This window comes from Streptomyces sp. NPDC107522, from assembly GCF_055657525.1.
In genome coordinates this window covers 247,429-274,164 of the sequence record NZ_JBVKAU010000010.1, presented here as the reverse complement: position 1 = coordinate 274,164, position 26,736 = coordinate 247,429, and the positions used below count along the sequence as shown (strand labels likewise).

Here is a 26,736-nt window from a genome sequence, read left to right as displayed (position 1 = left end):
CTGTGGGGAGGGGGCGCGAAGGACGCGAGCGGGGCGGGGCAGGGGGGGGATGCCGTGAGCAAACCGTTCCCCCCCCCCTTTCCACCCACCCCGCCGCCGTCGTACCTCTCAGGCGCCTCAGGCGCCGCGCCTCACGCCCCCGGCGCCGGCAGGACGCCGTGCCGCACGAAGTACGAGATGTACCGGCCGAACACCTTCTCGTCGATGTCCGGGCAGGTGATCCCCGAGCCCTTGAGCAGATCGCGCGTTCCCTCGTCGGAGAACCGGGCGACCTCCACCTTCTCCGACTCCACCAGGATGCTCAGCAGCGGAGCCATGGAGTTGGTGAGGTCCGCCGCGACGGCCTTCATCCACTTCAGGATGCTGACCTCCTTAAGGTCGTAGCCGGCGCCGCGCAGCAGCCGCAGGATCTCCTCGGAGTTCAGCGTGCGGGGGCTCACCTGGTGATAGGCCCCGCCGATCCCCTCCGGGTGCCGGGACGCGGCGACGATCACGGCGCTGACGTAGTCCACCGGCACCATGTTCATCTCCAGCCGGAACTTCCGCGGGTACAGGCCCACTTGGAGGGAGCCCTTCATGAACCGCCACACGAAGTCGTTCGGCTGGCAGGCACCCGTGCGCGAGTCGCCCCACACCTGACCGGGGCGGTGGACCGTCACGGGCACGCCCCGGCGCGAGGCCTCGAGCACCAGCTGCTCGGCGACCCACTTGCTCTTGGTGTAGCCCAGCGACAGCGCCTCGGGCGGCCCGGTCGGGTCGAGCTCGCCGCGCGGCCCGCGGTCCGTCCCGGGCTCGAACACGCCGGTGGTCGAGACATGGTGCAGCGTGGCCCCCGCCGCGCAGGCGAACCGCAGGATCTCGTGGGTCGCCTGCACGGTCGACTTGCGCAGCCACTTGTAGATGGTGAGGAAGTTGACCTTGGCCGCGGAGTGGTAGACCGCGCCGGTCCGCCGGGCCAGGTCGGCGTACTCCTCCGGCGGCATGCCGAGCCGCGGCCGGGTGACGTCGCCGGTGTGGACGCGGACGCGGTCGAGGTCGATGCCGTCGAGCAGCTCGTAGGTTCGCAGGTTGTCCTTGAGCCGCTCCAGGGCGGCGTCGGTGTCCGCGCCCCGGACCAGGCAGTGCACGACGAGGCCGTGCTGCAGCAGGTCCCTGAGCAGGAACGCCCCGAGAAACCCGGTCGCACCGGTGAGGAACACCTCGGACACCGTCTCCGGGTCCGGGGCCGGGAAGCCGGTGATGTCGTCGGCCAGCACGACATCGGCGGCGAACTCCTCGGCGGCGTCCGTGGGTATCGTCGAAGTCATCAGTTATCTACGGTCCTTCCGGTGACATTCCGTTTCCGGAGTCGTTCCGTGGGGGCGTGCCGACGCGCTACGCGCCGGTGGCGGCCCCGGCTGTCGCGTCGGTGAGCAGGGTCATCGCCTCTTTGACGTCGGCTTCGGTGGCGACGATCGGCGGAAGCAGGCGAATCGTGGTGGGGCGGCTCAGGCACGGCGAGACCACCATGCCGCGCTGCGCGAGCCCGGTCAGTACGTCGCCGGCCAGCACCGGCGAGCGGAAGTCGATGCCCCACAGCAGCCCGCGGCCGCGTGTCTCGACGACGGCGTCGGGGTGCTGTTCACGGAGGTCGGCGAGCCCCTGCTCCATCGCGGCGGCGATCCGCTCGCCGTCCTCGGCGTGCCGCTCGATCAGGTCGAGCGCCACGGGGATCACCGCGGTGCTCAGGGGGTGGCCGCTGAAGGTGGCGGTGTGCACCATCGGGTCGGCCAGCAGGGGGGCGAAGAGCCGGTCGTTGCCGACCGCGGCGGAGACCGGCAGGACACCGCCGCCCAGCGGCTTGCCGAGCAGGACGCAGTCCACGTCGAGCCCGTCCGCCAGGGCCACGGAGCGGGCGCCGCACCGCCGCAGACCGACCTGGATCTCGTCGGCGATGACGAACGCTCCGTGTTCGTGGGCGTCGCGGCACCACTGTTCGAGCACGGCCCTGTCCAGGATGCGCACACCGTTCTCGGCCTGGACCGGCTCGAACACGACGGCCGCGACGTCGTGTTCGCGCACGGCCTTCGCGACGGCCTCCGGGTCGTCCGGGGAAACCCGCACGACGCCCTGGAGCAGCGGCTCCAGGCCCGCCCTGAAGCGCGGGTTGTCCGTCAGGGCGAGGGCACCGAGCGTCTTGCCGTGGAAGGCGCCGTCGACCGCGAGGACGGTGGTGCGGCCGGTGGCCATGCGGGCGAGCTTGACGGACACCTCCACGGCGTCGGCGCCACCGCACCCGAAGTAGACACGGCCGAGGCCGCCGCCGACGTACTCGGTCAGACGCTCCGCCGCCAGCGGGGCGACGGGGGTCTGCACCGATCGCGTCGAGGCGGGCATCACATCCAGCTGGGCCCTGACGGCGTCGGCGACCACCGGGTTGCGGTGCCCGAGCAGGGCCACCGCGTAGGAGCCGAAGTCCAGCAGGCTCCGGCCGTCCGACAGGGTCACCCGGCAGCCCTCGGCCGAGGCCTCGACGGCCCCTTGGCCGGTGAACTTGCCGGCCACGGCGAGCGCGGGGGAGAAATGGCGCTTCACCCGCCGGAAGGTTTCCTTGGCATCGACTGTGCGCGGCTCTGTCATGGCTGTCTTCTCCTACACGCTCTGGTTGACGATGCCCCGCTGGTAGCCCTCCAGCGCCTTGGCCACAGCCGGGTGGATCATGTCGGCCACCATGGGCAGGCCGACGTCGAACTCCACCTTGAGTTCGAGGGCGACGCCCTCGGCGTCCTCGGCCACCTGCCAGTAGCCCTCGTAATGGGCGAGGTCGCCGTCGGACTGGCGGAACTCCCAGCGCCGCCCGGTGTGGTCGAGGACGTCCTCCTGGTCCCACTCCATCTCCGAGCCCTTGAGCTCGACGATCCAGCTGCTGCTGCGGCGATCACCGTCCTGACCGGTGATCGTCACCTCGTTGACGCCCTCCATGAAGTCCGGGAACGCCTCGCAGTCGACGAGCACCTTCCACACCTGCTCGGGGGTGCCCACGCCTGTGCAGGTCGTGTGCAGTACGTGCATGACTGTGTCCTCTCGGGATGTGCGGTCGAATCGGGGTGCGCTCACGCCTGCGGGCGGTCACGCTCGGGGTGCGGTCACGCTCGGGGTGCGCTCACGCGGAATCCCTCCGGCGGGCCGGGGTCATCTCCTCCACCAGAGCCATCAGGCGTTCCAGCTCCGACTGGAGGGCGTGCTGCTGCGACATCAGTTCCTCCACCCGGACGCGCAGCCGCACCAGTTCGTGGCCGTGCGGGCCGGAACGGTCGACGAGATCCACGTCGCCCGGCCAGGCGGCCGTACGCCCCGCCATCGCCTGCTCGACGATCGCCGGCCGGACGGTGCCCGGCTCGCGCAGCACCCGTACGTTGCCCGTCCGGCCGGGCGTGCCCGGCTCCCCCGCGGAGGTCCGCTTCACCGTGTCGCGCACGGCACGCGCCTCGTTCTGCCGTCCACAGCGCTGCAGTGACACGACCAGCTGGTCGCGGAAGCGCTGGCGCAGCGGATGGGCGACGACCAGTTCCTCGAGCTGGTGCACGACCTGGCTGTGCCGGCCGAGCCGCAGCGAGGCGTCGCAGAGCTCCTCCAGAGCCAGCAGCCGCTCCTCCTCGAGACGCGCGGCGGCGGCGGAGCAGAGCGGTCCGTGGCCGCCGCCGTCCAGCGCCGGGCCGCGCCACAGGCCGAGGGCCTTGCGCAGCAGCAGCGCCGCGGACTGCGGGTCGGACTCCAACAGCCGTTTCGCCCGGGTGACCTGGAGCCGGAACTGCACGCTGTCGAGCTCCTCGGGCCGGGCCTGCAGCACATACCCGGGGCCGCGGGCGACCAGGCGCGGGCTGTTCGCGCGGGAGGGTTCCACCTCGATCAGCTGCTGGCGCAGCCGCGAGACATGGGCCTGCAGCGCGTTGCCGGCCTTGTCCGGTGCGTTGCTCCCCCACAGCTCGTAGATCAGTTCCTCGGTCGGCACCGGGGTCCCCAGGCGGACCAGCAGCGCCCCGAGCAGCACCCGCTGCTTCGGACTGGTCAGCTGCACCGTCCGCTGTTTGACGTCGTCGTAGATCCCAGCGGGCCCCAGTACCCGGAACTGCATCGAAACCTCCACCAGTCGTCGCCGCCTGCACCACGCGGCATACCGAGGTGATCACGGGCGGTGGGCCGGGCGCATGAGTACTCAGGTACTCCAAACCGGCGCCGCGCCCGGTGCCGACGGCGCCACGACCGGCACCGGCACCGGCGTCCGGGGAGGCGGACGGCCGCGACGGGTGAGTGACGGTTACTCATGCGTGCGCACGCCCGCACGTGGTCGGCTGGGCCCGGACAGGGCGACGAGAGGCAGGGAGTGATGGCATGACTCGTTGGGATGCCGAGACCGCGGTGGTGGGACTGGGCGCGTGGGGAGCGGCGGCTCTGTGGCGGCTGGCGTCCCGGGGCGTCGACGTCATCGGATTCGAACGGTTCACGCCCGGTCATGCGCTCGGGTCGTCGCACGGCGGCTCCCGCATGTTCCGCCTCGCCTGTCCCCAACACCCCGCGCTGGTGCCGCTGGCCCGCACGTCGAGGGAGCTGTGGTCCGAGCTGCAGGACGCCCGGCAGGAGAGCCTGTTCGTGGCCTGCGGCGGCCTGGTGATCGGGCCGGAGAACGGGGGAGTCGCGGGCGGCACGCTGCACGCGGCCCGCGCACACGGGGTCCCGGTCCGCACGTTCACGGCCACCGCACTGCGCTTCCAGTACCCGCGGCACACCGGCGTGCCCGGCGATCACATCGGGGTGTGGGAGCCGTCCGCGGGGATCCTGCGACCGGAGCGCGCCGTGCGGGCCGCCGTCGCCCTGGCCGAGGACGCGGGCGCACGGGTGTACGCCGACTCCCGGATCACCCAAGTCGAGCCGGTGCCCGGAGGGGTCCATCTGCACAGCGCCCAGCGGACGGTGAAGGTCCGTCAGGTGGTGCTGACGGCGGGGGCATGGCTGCCGGCCCTGCTGCCCGGGCTGCCGCTGCAGACGATCCGCACGCCCGTGAGCTGGTTCCGTCCGCTCGAACCGAACAGCGGCTTCGAACTGGAGAGCTTCCCGGTGTTCCTGCGGGAGGTGGACGACGGCCGCCTTCTGTGGGGCCACGGTGCGCAGGGCGGGTACGACGTCCATCTGGGCCTGCACGACGGCGGGTTGGCGGCCAAGCCGGTCGACCCGGAGGACACCGACCGCTCGGTGGCCCCCGACGACTGGTCGGACCTTGCGCGGCTGCTGCCGGCCAAGGTGCCCGGGCTCGACCCGCTGCCGGCCCGTGTGGCGATCAGTACGCAGACCCGCACTCCGGACGGGCAGTTCGTGCTCGGCCGTCCCGGCGGCGACCCCCGGGTGATCGTCGCGGCCGGCGACAACGGGCACGGTTTCGGCCACGCTCCCGGCATCGGCGAGGCCGTCGCGGACCTCGTCCAGGGCAGGGCCCCGAAGACGCCGCTGGACTTCCTCTCACCGGACCGTTTCGGCTGAAGCACGGACCGTGTGCCGCCGGGGGCCGACCGGATGACGGCCGGCCCCCGGCGGCACACGCGCGACGGTCAGCTCGCGGCGCTCTCGGCGGTGAAGGCGTTGCCGCCCTGCTCGGGCCGCAGGGCCTTGCGGCAGATGCGCTCCCCCACCCAGGCCACCAGGGTGCGCGGCCGTCGGGGAGTCAGGTGCGCCATGAGCGCGTTGCCGAGGCCCGGCGTCACATAGGCGCGGTCCCGGTCGAGGGCATGCAGCGCCGTCCGGACGACCGGTTCGGGCGTGGTGAAGCTGCCGGCGACGGCGGCGTTGCGGGTGCCGATCACCTCGAAGAACTTCGTCTCGACGGGGCCGGGGCACAGGGCGGTGACGCGGATGCCCCGGCCCCGGTACTCCTGGCGCAGCGCGAGCGAGAAGTTGAGGACGAACGTCTTCGAGGCGCTGTAGACCGAGAGGTAGGGGCTCGGCTGGTAGCCGGCCGTCGACCCCACGTTGAGGACCGCGCCGGTGCCGCGCTCCAGCATGCCGGGCAGCAGCGCGTGCGTGAGATCGACGAGTGCGACGACGTTCACCATCAGCAGGTCGTGGTCACGTTCCGCGGCGATCTCCTCGAAGCGGCCGGCGGTGCCGAACCCGGCGTTGTTCACCAGCAGGTCGACGTGGAGCGACCGGTCGGCGAGTTCCTGCGCCACCTGCCGGCCCGCGTGGGGCTGGGCGAGGTCCTTCACCACCACGTGGGTCTTGACGCCGTGGGCCGAGCTCAGTTCCCCGGCGATCTCTTCGAGCCGGTCGCGGGAGCGCGCGACCAGGATCAGGTCGTGGCCCCGGGCGGCGAGTTGGGAGGCGAACTCCGTGCCGAGCCCGGAGGACGCACCGGTGACGAGGGCGGTGGTCGGGACGGTCGGGGCAGTGCTCATGGCTGTTCCCTTTCGGCAGGACGGCTGACTCCTCGCGCCCTGTGGCAGGGCGTGGCCGACGCGTCGCCGAACTCGTGTGGGTCGGTCCGCCGCGTCTCCCGCCCCCTCATCCAAGGGCTCAGCGCCACGACACGCCCTGCGGCGAACAGAACTCCGATACGTCGGCCACGCCCGCGCTCGTCACCCTACTGACGCGCCCGGTCCCCCATCCCCTGCCCTGACAAGGCCTGACACGTCAGCGGGCCTCATGCCTCCGGCCGGCCGGTGAGCGGCGCCGGCGGGCGCAGCCGGTCCCAGACGCGGTGTTCGGCGGGGAGTCCGATGGCCACCAGGCAGTTGATGAGCATGCCTTGCGCCAGGAAGGACGTCGTCTCGCCGACCTCGGCCCCCAGCGGCAGATGGATGGTGTCCCACAACCGCATCCAGCCGGCCCGCACGGCCTCGCCGAACTCGTGGTCGCCCTCCTGCTCGGCGGCCGCCACGGCCAGGTACATCTGCATCTGCATCATCAGCCGCTCGGGCTGCTCCGAGACGACCTTCCGGTACGCCCCGCCCATGGCATGCCTGGCCTCCTCGCCCTCCAGCCCCTCGGCGGCCTCCGCGAACATCCGGATGATGTCCTCCACGCACCGCTCCACGGCCGCGAGGAAGATCGCCTTCTTGCCCGGGAAGAGCCGGAAGAGATACGGCTGCGAGACACCGACCCGTTTGGCGATCACCTCGGTCGACGTGCCGTAGTAGCCACCGCGGGCGAACTCGGCCGTCGCCGCCCGGATGACGCTCTCGCGCCTCTCCGCTGCGCTCATCCTGACCATGAGCAGCAAGTTAGTACTCAATCACTAACCGGGTCAAGTGGGCCGAAACGCAAGGGCTTTGCGTCACAAATCGGTCCCGCCACTGACATCGAGATACTGCCCGGTGATCCAGCGGGAGTCGTCGGAGGCGAGGAACGCGACCACGTCCGCCACATCGGACGGCTTGCCGATCCGGCCGAAGACGGAGCGGGCGGCCAGGGCGGCACGGCCCTCGGGGGTCGCCCTGCGCCGGGCGTTCATGTCCGTCTCGACGAAGCCCGGACCGACCGTGTTGACGGTGATGCCGCGACCGCCGAGCTCCTTCGCCAGACACAGGGTCATCGTGTCGAGCGCGCCCTTGGACATGGCGTACGCGACGGACTCGGGGAAGGCGACGCGTCGTGAGGCGAGCGAGGAGATGTTGATGATGCGCCCGCCGTCCCGCATCCGTGGCAGCGCGCGCTGGGTGAGGAAGAACGGCGCCTTGGCGTTGACGGCGATCATACGGTCGAAGCCCTCGGGCACCGCCTCCCCGATCGGCCCCGATCCGCTCGTCCCCGCGTTGTTCACCAGGATGTCGAGCGAGCCGGCGCCATCGCCTGCCGCCTCCGTGCCCGCCTGCTCCCGCAACCCGGCGTCGAAGGCCGCGAAGACGGCGTCGGCGTCGCCGGGCACCCCGAGCTCCGCCCGGACCGGGAAGGCCCGCCCGCCGTTCCTGCGTATCTCCGCGACGACTTCGAGCGCGGCGACCGCACTGTGGCCGTAGTGGACGCCGACCAGCGCCCCGTCACGGGCGAGCCGCTCGGCGATGCTCCTGCCGATCCCCCGGCCGGCCCCGGTGACCAGTGCGATCTTGTCCGTCAGCGCGCGTTTGGTGTCCACGAGGACCAGGTGTAGCGGAAGGAGACGGCGAAGCAGGAATGCGCGCGCCCGTCACCGGTCCAGGAACGTCCGGTACCAGGCGGCCTGTTGGGCGAGACCCTGCGCAAATCCCATGCCGGGGTCGGCGCCCACGCGGGCCCAGAAACCGCCGTCCGAGAACCAGTGGTCCACGGCGAGCATGCCGAGGTGGTGCAGTGCGCGCGGCTTTCCGGCGAGCCGCGCCCGGGCCTCGTCGATGTCGAGAGGTGCGCCGGGCAGGCACAGGCCGAGCCGGTCGGCCACCGTGTCCAGCAGCTCCGAACCCTCCACCGGCTCCGGATGGTTGACGTGATGCGCGCCCGCCAGTGCCCGCTCCGACAGCCCGGCGGCGACGGCCGCGCGCCCCAACGCCCGTACGTCGACGACGGAATGCCGTGCGGCGCAGTCCTTCAGTCCCGCCGAGAGCACCCCCATCAGGGCGGCCAGCCCGGGCACCACCCATCGGTCGCCGGCCCCGAACACCAGGTGCGGGCGCAGCACGACACCTCCCGCGTCCAGCACATGCCGCTCGGCCGCGGCCCGGGAACGGCTGGTCGGCGAGACCGGCGCGTGCGCCAACTCGCCCACCGGCGCGTCGGTGAAGGGTCCTCGGCCGTACACGGCGGCCGTACTCACGTAGACGACACGGGCGACTCCGGCGCGCGTCGCCTCCTCGACGAGGGCGCGGGTGCCGTGATCGTTGACGGTCTCGGTGCGCCGTTCGTCGTCGCCGACGTAGGAGGCGCAGTGCAGGACCACGTCGATGCCGTCGAAAGCACCGCGCAGGGAGGCCGGTTCGGCGAGGTCCGCCCGCACGACGTCCACTGCCGGGGCACCGTCCGCGAGCCCTGCACCCGCCGGCGCGCTCGCCGGGTCGCGCAGCAGGAGCCGGACCCGGGACGGTGTGACGCCCGCCGACTCCCGCAGGGCAGCGACGACATGCCCTCCGACGAAACCGCTGCTTCCGGTGACAAGGATGCGTGGTGACAAGGTCGATCCTCCCTCTCGGCCGACGGTACAGCGGCCGCCTTCCCACCCGCTTCCGTAAAGTCGGCTCCCTGACCATGGAAAGGAACTACCGTGCGGCTGCGCTGTGCTGTGCTCGACGACTTCCAGAACGTGGCGACCGAGGTCGCCGACTGGTCGCCGCTCGCGGACGACGTGGAGGTCGTCCCCTTCACCACCCACTTCCCCGACGAGGACACCCTCGCCGCGGCCCTCGCGGACTTCGACATCGTCGTCACGCTGCGGGAACGCGTCCCCTTCCCCGCCTCCCTGATCGCCCGTCTCCCCCGGCTGAGGCTGCTGATCGCCTCCGGCATGCGCAACTCGGTCATCGACTACGCCGCCGCCGAGGCGCACGGCGTCACGGTCTGCGGCACGGCCAGCTCCTCTACCCCGCCCGTCGAGCTCACCTGGGCCCTGCTGCTCGGCCTCGCCCGCGGCATCGTCCAGGAGAGCAACGCCCTGCGCGACGGCGGCCCTTGGCAGAGCACGGTCGGCGCCGACCTGCACGGCCGCCGCCTCGGACTGCTCGGGCTCGGCAAGATCGGCAGCCGGGTGGCGCAGGTCGGTCTCGCCTTCGGCATGCGGGTCGGCGCGTGGAGCCAGAACCTCACCAAGGAGCGCGCCGAGGAGGTGGGGGTCGAACTCGCCGCGAGCAAGGAGGACCTCCTGCGCGACAGCGACTTCGTCTCGATCCACCTCGCCCTGAGCGACCGCACCCGCGGCCTGCTCGGCGCGGCCGAACTCGCCCTGCTCAAGCCGACCGCCTACCTGGTCAACACCTCGCGCGCGGCGATCGTCGACCAGGACGCCCTGCTCGCCGCCCTGCACGAGGGCCGCATGGCCGGCGCCGGCGTCGACGTCTTCGACATCGAGCCGCTCCCCGCCGACCACCCGATGCGCACGGCCCCGCGCCTGCTCGCCACCCCCCACCTGGGCTATGTCTCGCAGGCCAACTACGCGACGTACTACGGCCATGCGGTCGAGGACATCCGGGCGTACCTGGCGGGTTCACCGGTACGACAGCTGCCCTGAGACGGCGCTCAGGCGTACCGGTAGATCGCGGAGACGTCCTCCAGCTCGTCCGGGGTGACGTCCCACGGCGGCAGCTTCTCGTGCCGGGCGACGATCCGGCCGTACTGCGCGCTGCCCCGGCCTGGCGGCCGCGCCGGCAGGTAGCGGTGCTTGCGGTGGCGCCGCTGCCAGCGCTGCCACTGCAGGTCCATGAAGGCGTGGACGAGCCAGAACACGGGATCGTTGACGGACGCGGCGCCGAGCATGGCACCCCCGATCCAGCGATGCACCCGGTTGTGGTTGTGCCAGGGGATGCCGCCGGTGCCCCAGCCCTCCATCTTGTTGCGGAAGCCCTTGGTGACCGTCGAGTCCCACGGGGAGACGTCGTAGACGGGGTCCTTCAGCGCCCAGTTCAGATCGTCCCGGGTCGGCAGGTCGATCGGCCTGCGGGCGCGGCCCAGGTCACGGGTGAGGAACTCGATGTCGGTGACGGTCTCCCTGAGGGTCCACCGGCCCGCCGCGTAGGCGAACGGCCCGGTCATCACCTGCCGGTCACCGCGCCGCCCGTTGCCGCCGAGCAGATCGTCGCTCCACGGCACCGAGGTGGCCGACCGGTCCCGCGTCCAGTCCCAGTACGGCACCGTCACGGAGGGGTCGATGCGGCGCAGGGCGGTCTCCAGGTCCAGCACGAACTGACGGTGCCAGGGCAGGAAGGAAGGCGTCATATGGGCGGCGCGCAGGCCACGGTCGCCGTCCCCGCGGAAGTGCGCGATGTGCAGCCGTACGAACTCGTCGTACTCCCCGCGCCGTTTGAGCTCCAGCAGCGCCCCCACGAAGCGCCGCCGCTCGCTCGGCGTCAGCTTGCTCACGTTCTTACGCACGTACACCATGCTGTGCCTCCCTGTGCGGGTGCCCGCCGCCGAACGGCCCGGGGGCCACGTCGCGCAGCCGCCTGTTGGGCCCGAGTTCGTCGACGGCCGCGCGGGTCGCCTCCAGCGGGGTCCGGTACCAGCTGTAGTGGTCGAGCATGCTCAGCCAGCTGCCGTCGGCACGGCGCATCAGGTGCAGCGGGCGGCCGTCCACGGTGACGTGCCAGGCGACGCCGAGCGCGCTGAGGCCGGCGGCGGGATGCGGGGCGCCCTGGATGCGGCGGCCGCGGTAGGTCTCGTCGAAGGGGCTGTCGGTGGGCCGCTGCCGGTCCGCGGACCGCGAGGGCCGGGAGGCGGCCAGCACCGGGGTCAGCGCCACGGCGGCGGAGCCGAGCAGCAGCCGCGCCACCTCCCGCCGCGTCCGCCCCTCCGGCTCGCTGCGCACCGGGGTGCCCGCCCCCTGCACCGCACCCATCGACACCCGGCCTGCACTGACGGCCATCGCTCACTCCTCGTACGGTTCGGCTGTTCGTACGAGTAACCGTCCGGGACGCCCCACGGTCACCGCAGAAGCGCCCATACGGTGCAATGGTCAGCTCGTCCAGAAGTCCCACCAGCGGGTCAGGACCAGCATCCCGACGACCCCGGTGTGCAGCACCGGCAGCACCCAGGTGAACTCCGCGAACAGGGTCTTCACCGGGCCCGGCGCGGGCAGGAAGCCGCTGCGTACGGTGAAGGACGTCAGGTACCAGAACAGCACGATCGTGGCGAGCCAGGCCAGGCAGCACCACAGGCACAGGGCGTTGATCCGGTACAGCGACTCGAACTGCAGCCAGGAGACGAACCCGATCCCGAAGACGCATCCGGCCTCGAAGGTCAGCCAGTACCAGCGCGGGAAGACGGCCCCGGCCAGCAGGCTCACGCCGACGCAGATCACGATGCCGTAGGCCACAAGCCCCAGCATCGGGTTGGGGAACCCGAAGGCCTCGGCCTGGTCGCTCTCCATCACGCTGCCGCAGGACAGCACCGGGTTCAGACTGCAGCCCGGGGTGAAGTCCGGGTCCTCGAGCAGCTTGAACTTGTCGAGGGTGACGACCCAGGAGGCCAGCAGCCCGGCCGCCCCCGTGACCACCAGGAGCAGGGCGAACGCACGGCCGCCGCCCGCGGCCCGCCGCGCGTCCGGGGCCGCGGTCACCACCGCCCGGTCTCGCGGTAGACGCGGAGATGGTCGACGGCGAAGGTGAGCGGTGCCGGGTCGCAGGGGGCCGGGTGGTACTGCCCCGCGCACACAGACAGGTTCAGGATCAGATACGCCGACCAGTCGGCGCCGACGCCGGTGCCGTCGGAGCAGACGCACACGCCATTGACGTACCACTCGACGGAACGCTCGCCGTAGCGGGTGCCGATGGTCACCCACCGGTCCGGGGCGATCGCCTCGGCGTCGGTGTGGTACGCCGAGGAGAAGGTGACGTGGTTGGACAGCTCCAGCAGGTTCGGGTTGTCCGGGTGGTACTCGAAGGAGTCGACCTCGTTGCCGCCGTCCTTCCAGGTCCACAGCGCCGGCCAGGCTCCGGCGCCCGAGGGCAGTTTCACGCGGGTCTCGACGTAGTCGCCGGTCCGCACCCGGAAGTCCTCGGCGGAGTACTCGGTGGTGAGCAGCCCGGTGCGCCAGGCCTCCCGGCCGTTCTCCAGGGTGCGGCCGGCCGGTGTGGCGGTGAAGGTGGCGACGCCGCCCGCGACGGTCACACAACCGGGGTCGAGCCAGTCGAGTTTGTTGTCGTCCGGGTTGTGGTCGCAGTAGCGGTAGGCGCTGGTCCGGTCGCCGACCCAGGTGGAACCCCAGGCGATCGGGGCGTCGAACTCCTCGGACCAGATCGGCGTGAACGTGGCGATGTCGATGGTCATGGCGGCGAGGTTAGACCGCCTGCCGCATTTCCCCATTCAGCTCGTGCAGGCGATCGAATCGAGCCGGGCGCACCATACGATCAGTCGATGCGCGGACCAGATGCCCACCCCTCCGAATGCCTCTGTGCATTCCATTCTTCACCCCTGCGACTTTCACGCGTATGGAGCAACGCGTCGCTTTTGCAGGGGCCTTGGACTGCTATGTTCTCCAACCGTCGGATCAGAGGTACTTTCAAGCGAGGTGAATCATGAAGAAGGCAGTTTTCACCACTGCGGCGTTGGCCATCGGTGCGGGTCTTGTGGGTGGCTCCGCCGCGGCGGCTGCGGCCGCCACGGGCGGATCGGGAATCTCCACCAGTCCGCTGGGTCTCATGTCCCCGACCAAGGTGAGCCCGGCGATCCTGCCCGCGGCCGATGCCGTGACGCGACTGGCCCGCGACGGCGGGATCACGAAGGGCAGCGCGTTCGACAAGAGCAACAAGAGCGCGGTGGGAATGTCCGGCGTCTACTTGGACGGAATGGACCCGGACGCCGCCAAGCGGCCCACTATTCCGGTGCGGAACCCGGCCGGCAGCGGCTCCGTCCAGGTGCACCCGCTGAAGGCGCCGACCTCCGCCGGGCTCGGCACTTTCCTTCCCAAGTCCAAGTGACGACCCGGCAACCGTACGAGTCCTTGGCCCCGGAATTCTGAGACTCTGATCCGGTTCTCGGCACCCCCGCACCACAACTCCGGCCCACCGGCCCGCACCCTGCCGGTGGGCCGGACGCATTCTGTTCTCCAGGGCACGCCGGGTTGCGCCATCCGAAGGAATCTGTCCACGTTTGATTGTTCCCGCCGTGACTTAGGGGTGCATATACGGGTTTCCTTTTCGTAAGCGTGCGCAACCGTGAATTCAGGAAGGAACCGAGTTGCCCAAGAAGTTCGCGGTCATCACGGCCCTCGCCCTCAGCACCGTCGTCAGCACCGCCGGAATCGCCTCCGCCGGTGGCTACAACGACAAAGGCAACACCACCACCGTCAAGGGCGGGAGCGGCTTCTCGTCGGCCCCGGTCGTCGTGAACGAGCCCCAGCAGGGCGTTCTCGTCATCAACGGCAGCCTCGTCGACGGTCGTTGCATCGCCCCGTGGTCCAACGGAGCCGTCCTCGGCGGCGTCCCCGCGCCGAACTCGCACTACGCCGCCTGCAACACGGCCACGATCAACCAGCAGCAGAACGCCCCGTACATCGGCGGCCTGCTGTTCTGACCTCTGCTCAGAGCCATTAGCAGCAGGTGATTCCCCCAACGCAGCCCGGAAAGGCGCAACTCATGCGTAAGAAGGTTACGGCCATTTCCGCCCTCGCGGCCGGCATCGCTCTCGCGACCGGCGGTACCGCCGCCGCCGACAGCAACACCACCACCGTCAAGGGCGGCAGCGGCTTCTCGCAGTCCCCGGTCGTCGTGAACGCCCCGCAGCAGGGGATCATCGTCGCCAACGGCACCGTGATCGACCTGCGCTGTGCCGCGCCGTGGTCCAACGGAGCCGTCCTCGGCGGCGTCGTCGCGACGAACTCGCACTACGCGGCCTGCAACACGGCCACGATCAACCAGCAGCAGAACGCCGGGTACAAGGGCGGCTTGCTGTTCTGACTCCTGCTCCGAGCGATTCGGAGCAGGTAAACCCCATACGCAGCCCGGAAAGGCTCAGCTCATGCGTAATAAGGTTACGGCCATTTCCGCTCTCGCCGCGGGCATCGTGCTCGCGGCCGGCGGTACCGCCGCCGCCGACGGCGACACCACCACCGTCAAGGGCGGTAGCGGCTTCTCGTCGGCCCCGGTCGTCGTGAACGAACCGCAGCAGGGGATCGCCGTCGTCAACGGCGCCTTCCTCGACGCCCGCTGCCTCGCCCCGTGGTCCAACGGTGCCGTCCTGGGCGGCGTTGCCGCGCCGAACTCGCACTACGCCGCCTGCGACACGGCCACGGTCAACCAGCAGCAGAACGCCCCGTACGTCGGCGGCCTGCTGTTCTGAGCAGCGCCTCACCCGAGGGCGGTCCGCCGGATGTCCGGCGGACCGCCCTCGTCTTTGTGTGTTTCACGGCAAACCCATGGGCCCTGTCCGCATCGATGCGCGGACAGGGCCCACAGTCAGGGAGCGCCGGCAAGGAGGAAAGAGCGCCCATTCACATGGACTAACGGGGTCGGCCCGTCCGCGGTCACCCTGCATCATTCATTTGGCCCAACGCGGCAAAGCACCAGGGCAATTGCCCTCCTACTGCCTCTCTGACACCCCGTCCCCGAATATGCCGAAAGGCCGGCTCCGCGGAGTGCGGAGCCGGCCTGGAACAACGAGCCGATGGGCGACGAAGTCGAGGAACGAGTCGCCTGCCTGATCGCCTACCTGTTGATCGGAAGTCCACCGAGCAGCTGGCCGTCGATCGGGTTCGGCAGGGTGCCGCCGAAAACGGGGGTCTTCACCACGCCCGAACGCTTCACGCCCTGCTTCACGTTGTCGGCCGTGCGCTTGACGTTGTTGCCCACGTAGCCCGTCGGCAGCTTGGCGGCCGAGGGCAGGCTGCGGGCGACCGTCTTGCCGTTGTCGACGAGGCCGGACGCCGGCATGTCCACCGCGGCGGCGGGCCCGGCGACACCGGCAACGGCGAGGGAGCCGGCGACGACTGCGGCAGCCTTCAGGTTCTTCATCATGTTCCTTTCCTGGTGACTCGTTCTCGGTTCTCCTGGGCTAACGAGAGGGGGCCGCTCGGGAAACTCTGCTGCCGACAACTTCCAGGAACTCATACGAAAAGACCCGTTGCGCCGAACACGTTCGGAGCACGGTGGCTCCGAACGGGTGACATCGCAGGCGAAACAACCTGGGGGACGCCGCCATTCCAACATGTTTGGCTGTTTGGCAGATAAACATGGATAAGTGGTCGGGAACGCGAGCCACACATCGTGTTGCTGGTTCGGACTCTTTTCCTCGGAAGGGCAGCCTCGATCATGCGCATTTCCGCGCCGCACATCCTGCATGTCGCGCAGCCCGTCGAGGGCGGTGTCGCGCGGGTCGTGACGGACCTGGTGGCGGCGCAGCTCGCCGCGGGGATGCGGGTGACGGTGGCCTGTCCCGAGGGCGGCTCGCTGACGAACTCCCTGCGCGCGCGGGGCTGCACGGTGCTGCGCTGGGACGCCGCCCGCGCCCCGGGGCCCCGACTCCCGGGTGAGGTACGGCGGTTGGCGCGGCTGGTGCGCGAGGCGCAGCCGGACCTGGTGCACGCGCACAGCGCGAAGGCAGGGCTCGCGGCCCGGCTCGCGGTGCACGGCCGTCTGCCGACCGTCTTTCAGCCGCACGCCTGGTCGTTCGAGGCCGCGGACGGGATCCTCGCCCAACTCGCCCTGGGCTGGGAGCGGTTCGGGGCGCGGTGGGCGACGCGTGTGCTGTGTGTGAGCGAGGCCGAGCGGCGGACCGGGGAGCGGCGCGGCATCGCCGCGTCGTGGCGGGTGGTCCCCAACGGTGTGGACACCGGCAGGTTCCGGCCGGAGGGGGACAGCGCGCGGTCCGGGGCGGGTCCGCTCGTGGTGTGCGTGGGCCGGTTGTGCCACCAGAAGGGGCAGGACGTGCTCCTGGCGGCGTGGCCCGAGGTGGTGCGGCGGGTGGCCGGTGCGCGGCTGGTGCTGGTCGGCGACGGACCGGCCGCGCGGCGGCTGCGCTCCGGTGCGCCCGCGTCGGTGGAGTTCGCCGGTGCCGCCTCCGAGGCCGCGCCGTGGTACCGGGCCGCCGACGTCGTGGTCCTGCCGTCCCGCTGGGAGGGCATGGCGCTCGCCCCGCTGGAGGCCATGGCGTGCGCCCGGCCGGTCGTCGTCGCGGACGTGGACGGGGCGCGCGAGAGCCTTCCGTCCGGTCACCTGCCGTTCTGCCTGGTGCCGCCGGAGGATCCCGGTGTGCTGGCCCGGGCGCTCACCTCGCTGCTGCGGGACGAGCCGCTGCGCGCGGCGCTGGGCGCACAGGGCCGCGCACATGTGCTCGGCGCCCACGGCCTGCGGCAGGCCACGGACGCAGTCACCGACGTGTATCGCGAGTTGCTCGGCGGCGTTGCCGCGCCGGCCGTACCCGACGAGGGCAGGAAGTGCATCACCACATGACCGCGGAAAGTACCGTTGCCTCGGCCGCGGGGCAGCAGCGGGCGCCCGAGGGCGCCCTCTCCGTTCCCGCCCCCAGCGGCCTCGCCCCTCGACGCCGGCCGTCCGCCGGGCGGGCGGCCCGTCGTCCGCGGCGGACCTCCCCGGCGCTGCTGTGGCTCGTCGACGGCGGCGCCGTCCTGCCGGCCGCCCTGGTGGTGCCCGCGCCGCACAGGTACCCGCTGGTCTTCGCCCTGCTGGTGCTTGGCGTGCTCGCTCTGAACCGACGGGCCTGGCTGTACGACACCTCCGTCGTCCCCGGCGTCCTCGACGAACTCCCGGCCGTCTGCGGCCGGATCGCCGTCGGCTGGGCGGTCCTCGTGGCGTTCTCACCGCTGCGGTCGCTTTCCGTGACCGTGCTGGTCGTCGCGGTCGCCGCGCACTGCGGTGCGGCCTGCGCGGGCCGCGCGGCGGTGCACGGTCACCGGCGCCGGGCGGTGCGACGCCGGCCCTCTCCGGCCCTGGTGGTCGGTCCGGCCGCCACGGCCCGGCTCGTCGCGGCCGCACTGCTGCGCCGCCCGGACTGCGGGGTCCGTCCGGTGGGTCTCGTCGCCGACGGCCCGGAGACCCTCGGCGACGCCGACGGTCGGCCCGGGCTGCCGGTGCTCAGCACCGCGCCGGCCGTGCGCCGGGCACTCATCCAGAACGGTGTGGAGACGGTGCTCGTGGTGGGGCCCGCCACGCGGGTGGAGAAGGCCGCCCTGCTGCAGGAGCTCGCCGGTCACGGCTGCGCGCTGTGGGAGCTGGAGGCGGACCCGGCGTCGTACGGCCTCTGCGGGCACCGCGAGCGGGCGGGGCATCTGGCCGGCTTCTCGCGCAGGGTGCTGGGTCCGGGCGGCGGACGGTGGCGCGGCAGCGTGGGCAAGCGGGTGCTCGACGTGGTGCTGTCGGGCGCGCTGCTGGTGCCGGCCGCCCCGGTGCTGCTGCTGTGCGCGCTCGCGCTGCGGGTCATGGACGGGCCGGGCGTGGTGTTCCGGCAGGAGCGGATCGGCAAGGACGGACGCCCGTTCACCATGCTGAAGTTCCGCACGCACCGGCCCGCCAGCGCGCACGAGGCTGCGACCCGCTGGAGCGTGGCGAACGACCAGGACATGAGCCGCTTCTGCCAATTCCTGCGCCGGACCTCGCTGGACGAGTTGCTGCAGCTGTGGAACGTCTTCCGCGGAGACATGAGCCTGGTCGGCCCCCGGCCTGAACGGCCCTACTTCGTCGCCAAGTTCAGCCAGGCGCACCCGGGCTACCCGGCGCGGCACCGGATGCGGACCGGGATCACCGGGCTCGCCCAGATCCACGGGCTGCGCGGCGACACCTCGATCGAGGACCGGTGCCGTTACGACAACGCCTACATCGACAACTGGTCGCTGTGGCAGGACATCTGCATCCTGCTGCGCACGGCGGCACAGTTCGTACGGCCGACGGGGAGTTGAGCGCCGTGAGCACTCCCCCGGCGGCCTCGGCCCCGCTCGTGCCGCCGCTGCCGGCGACGCTGCTGCGTCGGGCCGACGTCGTCCCGTCCGTGCTGTCCGTACTGCCCGTGCTGCCGGTCGTGGCGGTCGTCGCCCTGCTCGGGCTGCCGGTGGCACCGGACGGCGGCGCCACACCTGCCGACGTGGCGTCGGGGCTGGTCGTGCTGTGTGCCGTCGTCGACACCGTCCGGCGGGCCCGGCGACCGCTGACGCGGACGGCGGCGGTCGTGCTCGGGCTGCCCGTGGTGGGCATCGCGGTCGCCGCGGCCGGGGCGGTGACGGCCGGGGACGCGGTCGCCGGACTGGCCCGGTATCTGCAGGTGTTCGTGCTCGTCCCGGCCGCGGTGCTGCTGCTGGTGCGCGACCGCAGGGGCGCACGGCTGGTGCTGTGGTCCCTGGTCGGCCTCGCGCTGTGGCAGGGGGCCGTCGGGGTGCACCAGTACCTCACCGGGACCGGGGCGGCGTACCAGGGGGCCGACATCCGGGCGGTGGGCACGTTCGGGCCGTCCGACGTGATGGGCATGGCGACCGTGGTCGCGCTCGGGGTCGTCGCTGCGACCGGGCTGGCCCTCGGGCCGGGCGTCGCCGGGCAGGCGGGACTTCCGCAACGGGCCCGGGGGGCGCGAGCGCCGCGGCAGCGGGTCGTGGCGGCGGGATGCGCGCTGCTGCTGCTCGTGCCGCTCGCGCTGTCCTTCAGCCGGGGTGCCTGGATCGCCACGGTGGTGGCCTGCGGGGCGCAGTTGCTGATGGGCGGGGTGCGGCGCGCGGTGACGGTGCTCGCGGCGGCGGTCGCGGCGGCCGTGGTGCTGGTGGGCGGGTTCGGGGTGGGCGCCGCGGTGCTCCAGGAGCGGCTGACCAGCATCACCCGGGTCGCCGACGCGCCGGACCAGTCGGTCGTCGACCGGTACAGCATGTGGGCCGCGGCGGCCGGCATGTGGAGTGAGCATCCGGTGACCGGCGTGGGGCTGAAGGCCTTCCCCGCGCACCGGGACGGGCATGCCTCGCTCGCGCTGTCGTCGGGCAGCGACACGGAGGGGGCAGGCCAGGCCTACCGCCGCCAACCACTGCTCTCCCCGCACAACATGTACCTGCTGCTCCTCAGCGAACAGGGCCTGCTGGGCCTGCTCACGGTCGCGGGCAGCTGGGCGGCCCTGCTGGTCTGCGCCCTGCGCCGGCTCCGGCGGAGCGGACGCGCCCGGGACTGCGCGCTGCCGATGTGCGGGCTCCTGGTGTGGCAGCTCGTCAACTTCCTGTACGCCGACATCGGCGGCCCCTCCACCGTGCTGACGGCCGTCTGCTTCGGCCTCGCCGCGTGGTGGGCGCTGGCCCCGGAGGAGACGGCGGCTCCGGCCGCGGAATCGGGCCCACGATGAGACCCCGACCGACGAGGACCGGGGACGCGCCCGACACGGAGGGCCTGCCGCCCACAACCACCCCCCAACCCCCGCCCCCGGTCGGCGCTCCCCCCACCGCCGCAGCAGCCCGAAGCACGGACGTGACCTCGGGGCGTCTGCTCGCCCGGGCGGCGCTGCTCTCCGCCGTGCTGTCGATCGGCGGGGCGGTGCTCGGGCTCGGGCGGGATCAGGCGCTTGCGCATTTCTTCGGGGCCGGGGCGGACACCGACGCGTTTCTGGTGGCCTGGACGGTGCCGGAGATGGCGTCGACGTTGCTGATCGAGGACGGTATGGCGTTCGTGCTGGTGCCCGCGTTCAGCGTGGCGCTGGCGCGGCGGGCGGCGCGCGGGGCCGGGTCGTCCGATCCCGTGCGGGCGCTGGTCGCCGCCTCGCTGCCGCGGCTGTGCCTCGTCCTCGCCGGTGCGGCCGCCCTGCTCGCGGCCGGGGCGCCGCTGGTGGTGTCGGCTCTCGCACCCGGCCTGCCCGACCCGTCCCTGGCCGTGTCCTGCACCCGGCTGACCGCGACCTGCGTGCTGAGTTTCGGGCTGGCCGGGTACTGCAGCGCGGCGCTGCGGGCCCACCGCAGCTATGTCGCCCCCGGCGCCATCTACATCGCGTACAACCTCGCGATCATCGCCACGATGGTCGTCCTCGCCGGGCACTGGGGCGTGCGGTCCGCCGCGCTCGGGGTCGCGCTCGGCGGGTGCCTCATGGCCGTCGTACAGGCGCCGTCCCTGTGGCGGCGGATCGGAGGGCGCCCCGGGCCGCCCGCAGAGCGGACGGCGCCGCCTGCGCCGCCGCAGGCCCTCGCGCTCGGCCTGGTCTGCGCGGTCCTGCTGTTCACCCTGTGCCGGCAGTCGCAGGTCCTCATCGAGCGGTACTTCGCCTCCGGGCTGCCCGCCGGTGCCATCTCGCACCTCAACTACGCCCAGAAGGTGGCCCAGGTGCCGATGTCGCTGGCGATGATGGTGTGTGTCGTCACCTTCCCGGTGGTGGCGCGGGCGATCGCCGAGGGCGACACGCTGCGGGCCAGGGACCGGGTCGAGCGGGACCTGGTGCTGATGGCCTGCCTCGTGCTGCTCGGTGCCGCCGTGGTCGTGGCCTGCGCGCCGCAGATCGTCCAACTGCTGTTCCAGCGCGGTGCGTTCACCGCCCAGGACACCGTCGCGACCGCCGCCGTCATGCGGGTGTACGCGGCCGGACTGCTCGGGCACATGCTCGTGGGGGCGCTCGTGCGGTCGTACTTCTCGGCGGGCCGGACCACCTGGTACCCGCTGGGCGCGATGGGCGTGGGCGCGCTCGTCACCGTCGTCGTCGGCGCCTGGGCCGTGGGCCCCTGGGGGGCGCCCGGCATCGCCGCCGCCAACGCCGCCGGCATCACCCTGACGGCGCTGCTCCTGCTGCACGGTCTGGGCCCGCGCAGCGTGCCCGTGCGGGTCCGCCGGGTCGTCGCCGGACTGGCCCGGCCGGTGTGCGCGGCCGTCGGCGCCACCGGGGCCGGGCTGTTCTGCGCGGGGCTGTTCGCCTCGGCCGCGGCGTCCGTGGCCGCCTGCTGCATCTGTGTGAGCGCCGTCTTCCTGCTGCTGGCCTGGCTCCTGGACGCGGCGGACGCCCGCTCCCTCCTGCTTCCCGTCCCGCATTCCGTCCGCAGCTCCCTCCCACGAACGCTCCCCCACAGGAAAGCCCCGTCACACGAAAGCTGAGCCATGGTCGTTGACATCTCCGCCCCTGCGCGCGCGCCCGAACCCGCACCCGAACCGGCCACGAAAAGGCGCCTGAGACGGCGTCCCGCCGCCTGGGTGGCCATGTACCACTCCGTCTCGAACTGCCCTGACGACCCGTACAACATCAGCGTCACCCCCGCGCGTCTCGAACGGCAGCTCGCCTGGATGGCCCGCCGCGGCCTGCGCGGGGTGAGCGTCCGGGAGCTGCTCGCGGCGCGCGCCCGGGGCGCGGAGCGCGGCCTGGTGGGGCTCACCTTCGACGACGGGTACGCCGACTTCGTCACCGCCGCCCTGCCCGTGCTGCGCCACCGCGGCTTCACGGCCACGGTGTTCGTGCTGCCCGGGAGGCTCGGCGGCGAGAACACCTGGGAGCCGAGCGGCCCGCGCAAGCCGCTGCTCGACGAGGACGGCATCCGCCGTGCCGCGGCCGCGGGCATCGAGATCGCCTCGCACGGTCTCACCCACGTCGATCTGACCAAGGCCCCGGAGCACGTCCTGCACAGCGAGGTCGGCGACAGCCGGAACCGGCTCGCCGCCCTCACCGGCGACGAGGTCGAGGGCTTCTGCTACCCGTACGGCCGTATCGACGAGCGTGCCGCGGCCGCCGTACGCCGGGCCGGTTACCGCTACGCCTGCGCGATCGCCCCCGGTCCGGCCGGCTCCGGGGACTTCGCGCTGCCCCGCATCCACGTCGGGCAGGCGGACACCTCGATGCGGCTGGAGCTCAAGCGGCGCCTGGCCCGGGTCTACGGCCGTGCTCTGGAGGCGTCGTGAAGGCGCTGCACATCATCACCGGACTCGGCGTCGGCGGGGCGGAACAGCAACTGCGCCTGCTGCTGCGCCATCTGCCCGCGCAGTGCGACGTGGTGGCGCTGACGAACCCCGGCCCGGTCGCCGAGGGCCTGACCGCCGACGGTGTCCGCGTCACCCACCTCGGGATGGGCGGCAACCGCGACCTCGGCGTGCTGCCCCGCCTGATCGACGTGATCCGCTCCGGCCGCTACGACCTCGTCCACACCCATCTGTACCGGGCCTGTCTCTACGGCCGGATCGCAGCGCGGCTCGCGGGAGTGGAGGCCGTCGTGGCCACCGAGCACTCGATCGGCGAGACCCGGCTGGAGGGCCGGCCGCTCAACGCGGGCGTCCGCGCGCTGTACCTGGCCGGTGAGCGGCTCGGCCGTGCCACGGTGGCCGTCTCGCCGACGGTGGCCGAACGGCTGCGGCACTGGGGTGTGCCGGAGCAGCGCATCCGGGTCATCCCGAACGGCATCGACGCGCCCCGGTTCCGTTTCGACGAGGTGCGCCGCAAGGAGGCGCGGGCGTTCCACGGGCTGCCGGAGAACGCGTTCGTCGTCGGGGGCGTGGGGCGCCTCGCCCCGGGCAAGCGTTTCCATCTGCTCGTGCAGGCGCTGGGCCTGCTGCCCCTCGACGTACGGCTCCTCCTGGTCGGCGGTGGGCCCGAGGAGGAGGCGCTGCGGCGCACCGCCCGGGATCTGGGCCTCGCGGAGCGGGTGGTGCTGACGGGCGAGCGGCCGTATGAGCCCGACCCCGGCGACAAGGCACCCGGTCTGGTCTCCCTGCTGTCCGCGATGGACGTGCTCGCCTCGCCGTCGCCGGAGGAGTCCTTCGGCCTGGCGGTGGTGGAGGCGCTGGCGGCAGGGCTGCCCGTGCTGTACGCGAGCTGCCCGGCCGTCGAGGACCTGCCGCCGGACGCGGCGCCCGGGGCTCGGCGCGTCACGGGTGGCGCCGGGGCGTACGCGCGGGAAGTGCTGCGGCTGCGGGCGGCGGGACCGGGCGAGCGGACCGTCCCGGAGGTCGTCCGCCGCTACGACATCGCGTGCACTGCCCGGCAGCTGATGGATCTGTACACGTCCGCGGTGTCCGGCCCGACCCCGGACGTGTCCGGCTCGGCTTCGGATGTGTCCGGCCCGACCTCGGATGCGTCCGGAACGACTTCGGATGGGTCCGGATCGGCTTCAGATGTGTCCGGCTCGACTTCGGAAGTGAGTTCCTCATGACGGACAACCCCGCTCGGCGTGCCCCGCGGTGCGGCCGTGCGCGCCTGAAGCGGCTGCCCTCGTGGTGGTGGCTGCCGGCCGGCGCGCTGATCGGTGCCGTGGCCGGGGGCGCCTACGGCCAGTTCAGGCCGCCGGAGTACACGGCGACGAGTTCCGTCGTCGCCGTGCCCACCGGCCGGACCGAGTCCGACTGCACCGACGCGCTCGGCTTCGCGCAGGCGTACGGCCGTATGGCCCCGCAGCTCGCGGTGCTCGGGGACGCGCAGGTGTGGGCGGGTGTGCCGGTGTCGACGCTGCGCGACAGCGTGGAGGTCGCGACCTCGCCGGACGCGCCGATGGTCGCGGTCTCGGCGACGTCGTCGAGCCCCGGTCGGGCGGTCGACATGGCCGACGCCGTGTCCCAGGCGCTGATCACGCAGGCGGGCCACACCAAGGACCGGACCGGCATCCGGCTGGAGCGCCTCGCCCGTGCCCTGAAACCCGCCGAGCCGTCGTCCGCGTCCCCGGCGCTGACCTCGCTGGTGGGCGCGAGCGCCGGAGGTCTGCTGGGCGGCCTCGCGCTGCTGGCCCGGCCGCGGCGGGACACGGAGGAGGAGGGCGGCGACATGGGCCGGGCGCCGGTGCCCGGCCCGGCAGGCGCCGCCGACGCCCAGGGAACCCGCGGGTGACCGCATCGGCCCGCGCCCTGTCGGTGGAGGTGTGCACCGAGGAGCGCGCCTTCGCGGAGCTGGCCGGGGAGTGGGAACGGCTGTACCGGGCGTGCCCGTCGGCGACGCCGTTCCAGAGCCATGCCTGGCTGCACTCGTGGTGGCTGTCGTACGGCAGGCCCGGCAGGCTGCGGCTGGTCCTGGTGCGCAGGAGCGGTGAACTCGTGGCGGCGGCCCCGATGATGCGCGTGCACCACCCGCTGCCGGCGCTGGTGCCGATCGGCGGCGCCATCACCGACCTGTGCGATGTGCTCATCGACGACGAGGTGGCCGCGCCGGGCGCGGGGGCGCTGGCGGACGCACTGGCCGACCTGGCCCGCACGGCGCTGATCGACTTCCGCGAGGTGCGGCCGGGCGGTGCGATGGAGCGGGTCTACCTGTGCTGGCGGGGCCCGCGTCACCGGCTGCGCGACTCGATGTGCCTGGAGCTGCCCGCCGTACCCATGGACGAGCTGGTCGAGCGGCTCTCGTCACGGCACGCCCAGCGGGTCCGCAACAAGGTCGGCCGGCTCACTCGGCTCGGCATCGAGTGGCGTGTCGTGCCCCACGACGAGACCGGGGCCGCGCTGCGCCGGCTCCTCGAACTGCACCGGCTGCAGTGGCAGGGCCGGAAGATGTCGGCGGAGCACGTGCGGCCGCGCTTCCTGGAGCACCTGGTCCGGTCGGTGGCGCCCATGGCCCGCTCCGGCCGGGCGGCGGTGACGGAGTTCCTGCTCGAGGGGGCGGTGGTGGCGGTCAATCTGAATCTGCTGTCGGAGGGGATGACGGGCACGTATCTGTACGGCTTCCACCCGCGGTTGCGGGAGCGGAAGGTGGACGTGGCGGCGATGCTGCTGCACGCCTCGACCGAGCACCTCGTGTCCGACGGCCGGCACCGGGTGCTGAGCCTGCTGCGCGGCGACGAACCGTACAAGTACCGCTGGCACCCCGAGCCGGCCCCCAACCAGCGTTTCCTGCTGGCCCGGCGGCGCACCCTCCCGCTGCTGGCCGTCGCGGCAGGCGAGGGGGCCGCGCGGCACAGGGCCAGGAAGGTTCTGCGCGGCACCCCCGGCCCCGCGGATCACCGGTAGCGCTCCTCCCCGTTGAGGCAGACGGTGAGCTTGCCGCCCGTCTGGTGCTCGAGCCAGTCGGGGAGGTGCATCGGTGTGCAGCGGGGCAGCTCGGAGGGCACGGCGGCCGCCGGGTTCATCGCCGTTGGTTTCGGGTCCGGGTCCGTCTTCTCCGGGTCGTTCGTCTTCTCCGGATCGTTCGTCTCGTCCGGGTCGGCGGGAGCCGTGGGCACGGCCGGGACGGGCGCCGACGGCCCCGGTTCCGGACGCGGCAGGAGCGGGGTGGACAGCAGCGCGCGGTACAGGGCGGAGGCCCGGGGGTTGTCGGAGCACAGCCAGACGCCGTGCGGGCAGTAGTCGGTGATGGTGTTGTACAGCGGCTGGTGCTCGTCCATCCACGCCAGCATGCGCAGCATGTACCGGATGTTGTCGCCGTTGCGGAACAGACCCCACTCCGGGTACGAGATCGGCTTGCCGTGCGCCCGCGCGAAGTCCACGTGGTGCTGCAGGCCGTAGGGCTCGGATACCTGCTCGTCGAAGCTGAGGCCGCGCGGCTGGTCGTACGCGTCCATGCCGATGATGTCGACGACGTCGTCCCCGGGATAGCACTCCGGCCAGGGGATGGCGTCCATGCCCCGGCTCGGTGCGAAGTCGAACCGGAACTTCTGTCCCGGGACCGAGCGCATGACGGTGACGATGCGTTTCCAGTACTGCTTCCAGCTGTCCGGGTCGGGGCCGCAGCGGTGGGTGTAGGTGATGCCGTTCATCTCCCAGCCCAGCACGATGACCGTGTCCTCGACGCCCAGGTCGACCAGCCGCTCGGCCAGCGCCTCGAAGTGGTCGTCGTACGCGCCGGACGCGGCGCGCCGGAGCAGATGTCTGACGGCCCGGTCGGGGAGCTGGTCCTCGTTGCGTTCCATCATCGGGACGTTGAGCACGAGCAGCCGGTCGGGCTTGGCCCGCCGCCACTCGGCCCAGCTGTCGAGGAAGCCGTGCCCGCCCTCGATGTTCTCCCACACGTCCCCCGGCAGATAGGTGTGCCCCACGCGCAGTTCGTGCCCGCCCAGCCAGCGGCTGAGCTGCTCCATGCGCTGCACTCCCAGGGGCCCGTAGTGGAGGAACGCACCGAAGGCGGGGTTGTACGCGGCCACTCCCGCCGGGGCGGGCGCGGGACGGCTCGGGTCGGGGCGGGATGCGCTGTCGGCCCCGACGGCCGTACCGGGCACGAGGGACGCCACGGCGACCACTCCGGCGGCGATGAACGCCAGTCCTCCGAGGGCGGACCGACGAGGGTGAGGGGCCATGCGTCCTC

Annotated in this window: 28 protein-coding genes; 14 read left to right on the top strand and 14 right to left on the bottom strand. The window is 72.4% G+C overall.

What is annotated here, in order from left to right; genetic code table 11:
• Window positions 1–131: 131 nt before the first annotated feature.
• The 4 genes from ACZ7L6_RS29490 to ACZ7L6_RS29475 all read right to left on the bottom strand — a co-directional run bounded on the left by ACZ7L6_RS29490 (window position 132) and on the right by ACZ7L6_RS29475 (window position 4,114).
• Window positions 132–1,307 (bottom strand): thioester reductase domain-containing protein, encoded by a 1,176-nt coding sequence (locus tag ACZ7L6_RS29490; protein ID WP_471929051.1) that lies wholly within the window; start codon window positions 1,305–1,307, stop codon window positions 132–134.
• 67 nt (window positions 1,308–1,374) lie between these two features.
• Complete coding sequence (locus tag ACZ7L6_RS29485) at window positions 1,375–2,619, bottom strand: aspartate aminotransferase family protein (protein ID WP_471929049.1); 1,245 nt, start codon at window positions 2,617–2,619, stop codon at window positions 1,375–1,377.
• Between the two features lie 12 nt (window positions 2,620–2,631).
• Window positions 2,632–3,051, bottom strand: coding sequence for a type II toxin-antitoxin system RatA family toxin (locus tag ACZ7L6_RS29480; protein WP_471929047.1), 420 nt, complete (start codon window positions 3,049–3,051; stop codon window positions 2,632–2,634).
• A gap of 91 nt (window positions 3,052–3,142) precedes the next feature.
• Window positions 3,143–4,114, bottom strand: a complete 972-nt coding sequence (locus ACZ7L6_RS29475; protein WP_471929045.1) for an AfsR/SARP family transcriptional regulator — start codon at window positions 4,112–4,114, stop codon at window positions 3,143–3,145.
• 257 nt (window positions 4,115–4,371) lie between these two features.
• Between ACZ7L6_RS29475 and solA the strand changes: the two genes are divergently transcribed.
• A complete protein-coding gene (solA, locus tag ACZ7L6_RS29470) occupies window positions 4,372–5,514 on the top strand; it encodes an N-methyl-L-tryptophan oxidase (RefSeq protein ID WP_471929043.1) in 1,143 nt (380 codons plus the stop codon).
• A 68-nt stretch (window positions 5,515–5,582) separates the two neighbouring features.
• Here solA and ACZ7L6_RS29465 read toward each other — a convergent pair whose 3' ends face one another.
• From ACZ7L6_RS29465 to ACZ7L6_RS29450, 4 genes are all read right to left on the bottom strand, one after another.
• Window positions 5,583–6,425, bottom strand: coding sequence for an SDR family NAD(P)-dependent oxidoreductase (locus ACZ7L6_RS29465; protein WP_471929041.1), 843 nt, complete (start codon window positions 6,423–6,425; stop codon window positions 5,583–5,585).
• 245 nt (window positions 6,426–6,670) lie between these two features.
• Window positions 6,671–7,240, bottom strand: a complete 570-nt coding sequence (locus tag ACZ7L6_RS29460) for a TetR/AcrR family transcriptional regulator (protein WP_471929039.1) — start codon at window positions 7,238–7,240, stop codon at window positions 6,671–6,673.
• A gap of 63 nt (window positions 7,241–7,303) precedes the next feature.
• Window positions 7,304–8,101, bottom strand: coding sequence for an SDR family NAD(P)-dependent oxidoreductase (locus ACZ7L6_RS29455; RefSeq protein ID WP_471929037.1), 798 nt, complete (start codon window positions 8,099–8,101; stop codon window positions 7,304–7,306).
• Between the two features lie 51 nt (window positions 8,102–8,152).
• The gene (locus ACZ7L6_RS29450; protein ID WP_471929035.1) at window positions 8,153–9,109 is read right to left on the bottom strand and encodes an NAD-dependent epimerase/dehydratase family protein; all 957 of its coding nucleotides are present in this window, start codon (window positions 9,107–9,109) and stop codon (window positions 8,153–8,155) included.
• A 90-nt stretch (window positions 9,110–9,199) separates the two neighbouring features.
• Between ACZ7L6_RS29450 and ACZ7L6_RS29445 the strand changes: the two genes are divergently transcribed.
• The gene (locus ACZ7L6_RS29445) at window positions 9,200–10,159 is read left to right on the top strand and encodes a D-2-hydroxyacid dehydrogenase family protein (RefSeq protein ID WP_471929033.1); all 960 of its coding nucleotides are present in this window, start codon (window positions 9,200–9,202) and stop codon (window positions 10,157–10,159) included.
• A gap of 8 nt (window positions 10,160–10,167) precedes the next feature.
• Here ACZ7L6_RS29445 and ACZ7L6_RS29440 read toward each other — a convergent pair whose 3' ends face one another.
• The 4 genes from ACZ7L6_RS29440 to ACZ7L6_RS29425 all read right to left on the bottom strand — a co-directional run bounded on the left by ACZ7L6_RS29440 (window position 10,168) and on the right by ACZ7L6_RS29425 (window position 12,912).
• Complete coding sequence (locus ACZ7L6_RS29440; protein WP_471929031.1) at window positions 10,168–11,028, bottom strand: tyrosinase family protein; 861 nt, start codon at window positions 11,026–11,028, stop codon at window positions 10,168–10,170.
• Window positions 11,012–11,509 carry a tyrosinase family oxidase copper chaperone gene (locus ACZ7L6_RS29435; RefSeq protein ID WP_471929029.1) on the bottom strand — a complete coding sequence of 166 codons (498 nt, stop codon included), beginning with the start codon at window positions 11,507–11,509 and terminating at the stop codon, window positions 11,012–11,014. Before ACZ7L6_RS29435 ends, ACZ7L6_RS29440 begins: the two co-directional genes overlap by 17 nt.
• Before the next feature lie 90 nt (window positions 11,510–11,599).
• Window positions 11,600–12,202, bottom strand: a complete 603-nt coding sequence (locus ACZ7L6_RS29430; protein WP_471929027.1) for a vitamin K epoxide reductase family protein — start codon at window positions 12,200–12,202, stop codon at window positions 11,600–11,602.
• The gene (locus ACZ7L6_RS29425) at window positions 12,199–12,912 is read right to left on the bottom strand and encodes a glycoside hydrolase family 16 protein (RefSeq protein ID WP_471929025.1); all 714 of its coding nucleotides are present in this window, start codon (window positions 12,910–12,912) and stop codon (window positions 12,199–12,201) included. Before ACZ7L6_RS29425 ends, ACZ7L6_RS29430 begins: the two co-directional genes overlap by 4 nt.
• A 248-nt stretch (window positions 12,913–13,160) precedes the next feature.
• Between ACZ7L6_RS29425 and ACZ7L6_RS29420 the strand changes: the two genes are divergently transcribed.
• The 4 genes from ACZ7L6_RS29420 (at window position 13,161) to ACZ7L6_RS29405 (ending at window position 14,922) form a co-directional block, all read left to right on the top strand.
• Window positions 13,161–13,562, top strand: coding sequence for a hypothetical protein (locus tag ACZ7L6_RS29420; RefSeq protein ID WP_471929023.1), 402 nt, complete (start codon window positions 13,161–13,163; stop codon window positions 13,560–13,562).
• A 259-nt stretch (window positions 13,563–13,821) separates the two neighbouring features.
• A complete protein-coding gene (locus ACZ7L6_RS29415) occupies window positions 13,822–14,157 on the top strand; it encodes a hypothetical protein (RefSeq protein ID WP_471929021.1) in 336 nt (111 codons plus the stop codon).
• 62 nt (window positions 14,158–14,219) lie between these two features.
• A complete protein-coding gene (locus ACZ7L6_RS29410) occupies window positions 14,220–14,540 on the top strand; it encodes a hypothetical protein (RefSeq protein WP_471929019.1) in 321 nt (106 codons plus the stop codon).
• Between the two features lie 61 nt (window positions 14,541–14,601).
• Window positions 14,602–14,922 carry a hypothetical protein gene (locus ACZ7L6_RS29405; protein ID WP_398828452.1) on the top strand — a complete coding sequence of 107 codons (321 nt, stop codon included), beginning with the start codon at window positions 14,602–14,604 and terminating at the stop codon, window positions 14,920–14,922.
• A 365-nt stretch (window positions 14,923–15,287) separates the two neighbouring features.
• Here ACZ7L6_RS29405 and ACZ7L6_RS29400 read toward each other — a convergent pair whose 3' ends face one another.
• Window positions 15,288–15,596, bottom strand: coding sequence for a hypothetical protein (locus ACZ7L6_RS29400; RefSeq protein ID WP_471929017.1), 309 nt, complete (start codon window positions 15,594–15,596; stop codon window positions 15,288–15,290).
• Window positions 15,597–15,890: 294 nt separating this feature from the next.
• Between ACZ7L6_RS29400 and ACZ7L6_RS29395 the strand changes: the two genes are divergently transcribed.
• The 8 genes from ACZ7L6_RS29395 to ACZ7L6_RS29360 are packed head-to-tail and all read left to right on the top strand — an operon-like array spanning window position 15,891 to window position 25,445.
• Window positions 15,891–17,030, top strand: a complete 1,140-nt coding sequence (locus ACZ7L6_RS29395) for a glycosyltransferase (protein ID WP_471929015.1) — start codon at window positions 15,891–15,893, stop codon at window positions 17,028–17,030.
• Complete coding sequence (locus ACZ7L6_RS29390; RefSeq protein ID WP_471929013.1) at window positions 17,027–18,493, top strand: exopolysaccharide biosynthesis polyprenyl glycosylphosphotransferase; 1,467 nt, start codon at window positions 17,027–17,029, stop codon at window positions 18,491–18,493. Before ACZ7L6_RS29395 ends, ACZ7L6_RS29390 begins: the two co-directional genes overlap by 4 nt.
• Window positions 18,494–18,540: 47 nt before the next feature.
• The gene (locus ACZ7L6_RS29385) at window positions 18,541–19,905 is read left to right on the top strand and encodes an O-antigen ligase family protein (protein ID WP_471929077.1); all 1,365 of its coding nucleotides are present in this window, start codon (window positions 18,541–18,543) and stop codon (window positions 19,903–19,905) included.
• The gene (locus tag ACZ7L6_RS29380) at window positions 19,902–21,629 is read left to right on the top strand and encodes a lipid II flippase MurJ (protein ID WP_471929011.1); all 1,728 of its coding nucleotides are present in this window, start codon (window positions 19,902–19,904) and stop codon (window positions 21,627–21,629) included. The genes ACZ7L6_RS29385 and ACZ7L6_RS29380 overlap by 4 nt, the downstream gene beginning before the upstream one ends.
• Before the next feature lie 3 nt (window positions 21,630–21,632).
• Window positions 21,633–22,424: a polysaccharide deacetylase family protein gene (locus tag ACZ7L6_RS29375; RefSeq protein WP_471929009.1), complete on the top strand. Its 792-nt coding sequence runs from the start codon at window positions 21,633–21,635 to the stop codon at window positions 22,422–22,424.
• Window positions 22,421–23,668 (top strand): glycosyltransferase, encoded by a 1,248-nt coding sequence (locus tag ACZ7L6_RS29370; protein WP_471929007.1) that lies wholly within the window; start codon window positions 22,421–22,423, stop codon window positions 23,666–23,668. Before ACZ7L6_RS29375 ends, ACZ7L6_RS29370 begins: the two co-directional genes overlap by 4 nt.
• Window positions 23,665–24,336, top strand: a complete 672-nt coding sequence (locus tag ACZ7L6_RS29365) for a YveK family protein (RefSeq protein WP_471929005.1) — start codon at window positions 23,665–23,667, stop codon at window positions 24,334–24,336. Before ACZ7L6_RS29370 ends, ACZ7L6_RS29365 begins: the two co-directional genes overlap by 4 nt.
• The gene (locus tag ACZ7L6_RS29360) at window positions 24,333–25,445 is read left to right on the top strand and encodes a GNAT family N-acetyltransferase (RefSeq protein ID WP_471929003.1); all 1,113 of its coding nucleotides are present in this window, start codon (window positions 24,333–24,335) and stop codon (window positions 25,443–25,445) included. The genes ACZ7L6_RS29365 and ACZ7L6_RS29360 overlap by 4 nt, the downstream gene beginning before the upstream one ends.
• On the opposite strand, the gene ACZ7L6_RS29355 is transcribed toward ACZ7L6_RS29360, so the two are convergent.
• On the bottom strand, window positions 25,436–26,728 hold the full coding sequence (locus ACZ7L6_RS29355) for a glycoside hydrolase family 26 protein (RefSeq protein ID WP_471929001.1): 1,293 nt from the start codon (window positions 26,726–26,728) through the stop codon (window positions 25,436–25,438). The genes ACZ7L6_RS29360 and ACZ7L6_RS29355 overlap by 10 nt on opposite strands.
• Window positions 26,729–26,736 lie beyond the last annotated feature (8 nt).

What these genes read in the sequence shown, in the direction of transcription:
- ACZ7L6_RS29490 (WP_471929051.1), bottom strand. Translation starts at nt 1,307, where the DNA reads ATGACTTCGACGATACCCACGGACGCCGCCGAGGAGTTCGCCGCCGAT.
- ACZ7L6_RS29485 (WP_471929049.1), bottom strand. Translation starts at nt 2,619, where the DNA reads ATGACAGAGCCGCGCACAGTCGATGCCAAGGAAACCTTCCGGCGGGTG.
- ACZ7L6_RS29480 (WP_471929047.1), bottom strand. Translation starts at nt 3,051, where the DNA reads ATGCACGTACTGCACACGACCTGCACAGGCGTGGGCACCCCCGAGCAG.
- ACZ7L6_RS29475 (WP_471929045.1), bottom strand. Translation starts at nt 4,114, where the DNA reads ATGCAGTTCCGGGTACTGGGGCCCGCTGGGATCTACGACGACGTCAAA.
- solA (WP_471929043.1), top strand. Translation starts at nt 4,372, where the DNA reads ATGACTCGTTGGGATGCCGAGACCGCGGTGGTGGGACTGGGCGCGTGG.
- ACZ7L6_RS29465 (WP_471929041.1), bottom strand. Translation starts at nt 6,425, where the DNA reads ATGAGCACTGCCCCGACCGTCCCGACCACCGCCCTCGTCACCGGTGCG.
- ACZ7L6_RS29460 (WP_471929039.1), bottom strand. Translation starts at nt 7,240, where the DNA reads ATGGTCAGGATGAGCGCAGCGGAGAGGCGCGAGAGCGTCATCCGGGCG.
- ACZ7L6_RS29440 (WP_471929031.1), bottom strand. Translation starts at nt 11,028, where the DNA reads ATGGTGTACGTGCGTAAGAACGTGAGCAAGCTGACGCCGAGCGAGCGG.
- ACZ7L6_RS29435 (WP_471929029.1), bottom strand. Translation starts at nt 11,509, where the DNA reads ATGGCCGTCAGTGCAGGCCGGGTGTCGATGGGTGCGGTGCAGGGGGCG.
- ACZ7L6_RS29425 (WP_471929025.1), bottom strand. Translation starts at nt 12,912, where the DNA reads ATGACCATCGACATCGCCACGTTCACGCCGATCTGGTCCGAGGAGTTC.
- ACZ7L6_RS29420 (WP_471929023.1), top strand. Translation starts at nt 13,161, where the DNA reads ATGAAGAAGGCAGTTTTCACCACTGCGGCGTTGGCCATCGGTGCGGGT.
- ACZ7L6_RS29410 (WP_471929019.1), top strand. Translation starts at nt 14,220, where the DNA reads ATGCGTAAGAAGGTTACGGCCATTTCCGCCCTCGCGGCCGGCATCGCT.
- ACZ7L6_RS29405 (WP_398828452.1), top strand. Translation starts at nt 14,602, where the DNA reads ATGCGTAATAAGGTTACGGCCATTTCCGCTCTCGCCGCGGGCATCGTG.
- ACZ7L6_RS29400 (WP_471929017.1), bottom strand. Translation starts at nt 15,596, where the DNA reads ATGATGAAGAACCTGAAGGCTGCCGCAGTCGTCGCCGGCTCCCTCGCC.
- ACZ7L6_RS29395 (WP_471929015.1), top strand. Translation starts at nt 15,891, where the DNA reads ATGCGCATTTCCGCGCCGCACATCCTGCATGTCGCGCAGCCCGTCGAG.
- ACZ7L6_RS29390 (WP_471929013.1), top strand. Translation starts at nt 17,027, where the DNA reads ATGACCGCGGAAAGTACCGTTGCCTCGGCCGCGGGGCAGCAGCGGGCG.
- ACZ7L6_RS29380 (WP_471929011.1), top strand. Translation starts at nt 19,902, where the DNA reads ATGAGACCCCGACCGACGAGGACCGGGGACGCGCCCGACACGGAGGGC.
- ACZ7L6_RS29375 (WP_471929009.1), top strand. Translation starts at nt 21,633, where the DNA reads ATGGTCGTTGACATCTCCGCCCCTGCGCGCGCGCCCGAACCCGCACCC.
- ACZ7L6_RS29365 (WP_471929005.1), top strand. Translation starts at nt 23,665, where the DNA reads ATGACGGACAACCCCGCTCGGCGTGCCCCGCGGTGCGGCCGTGCGCGC.
- ACZ7L6_RS29355 (WP_471929001.1), bottom strand. Translation starts at nt 26,728, where the DNA reads ATGGCCCCTCACCCTCGTCGGTCCGCCCTCGGAGGACTGGCGTTCATC.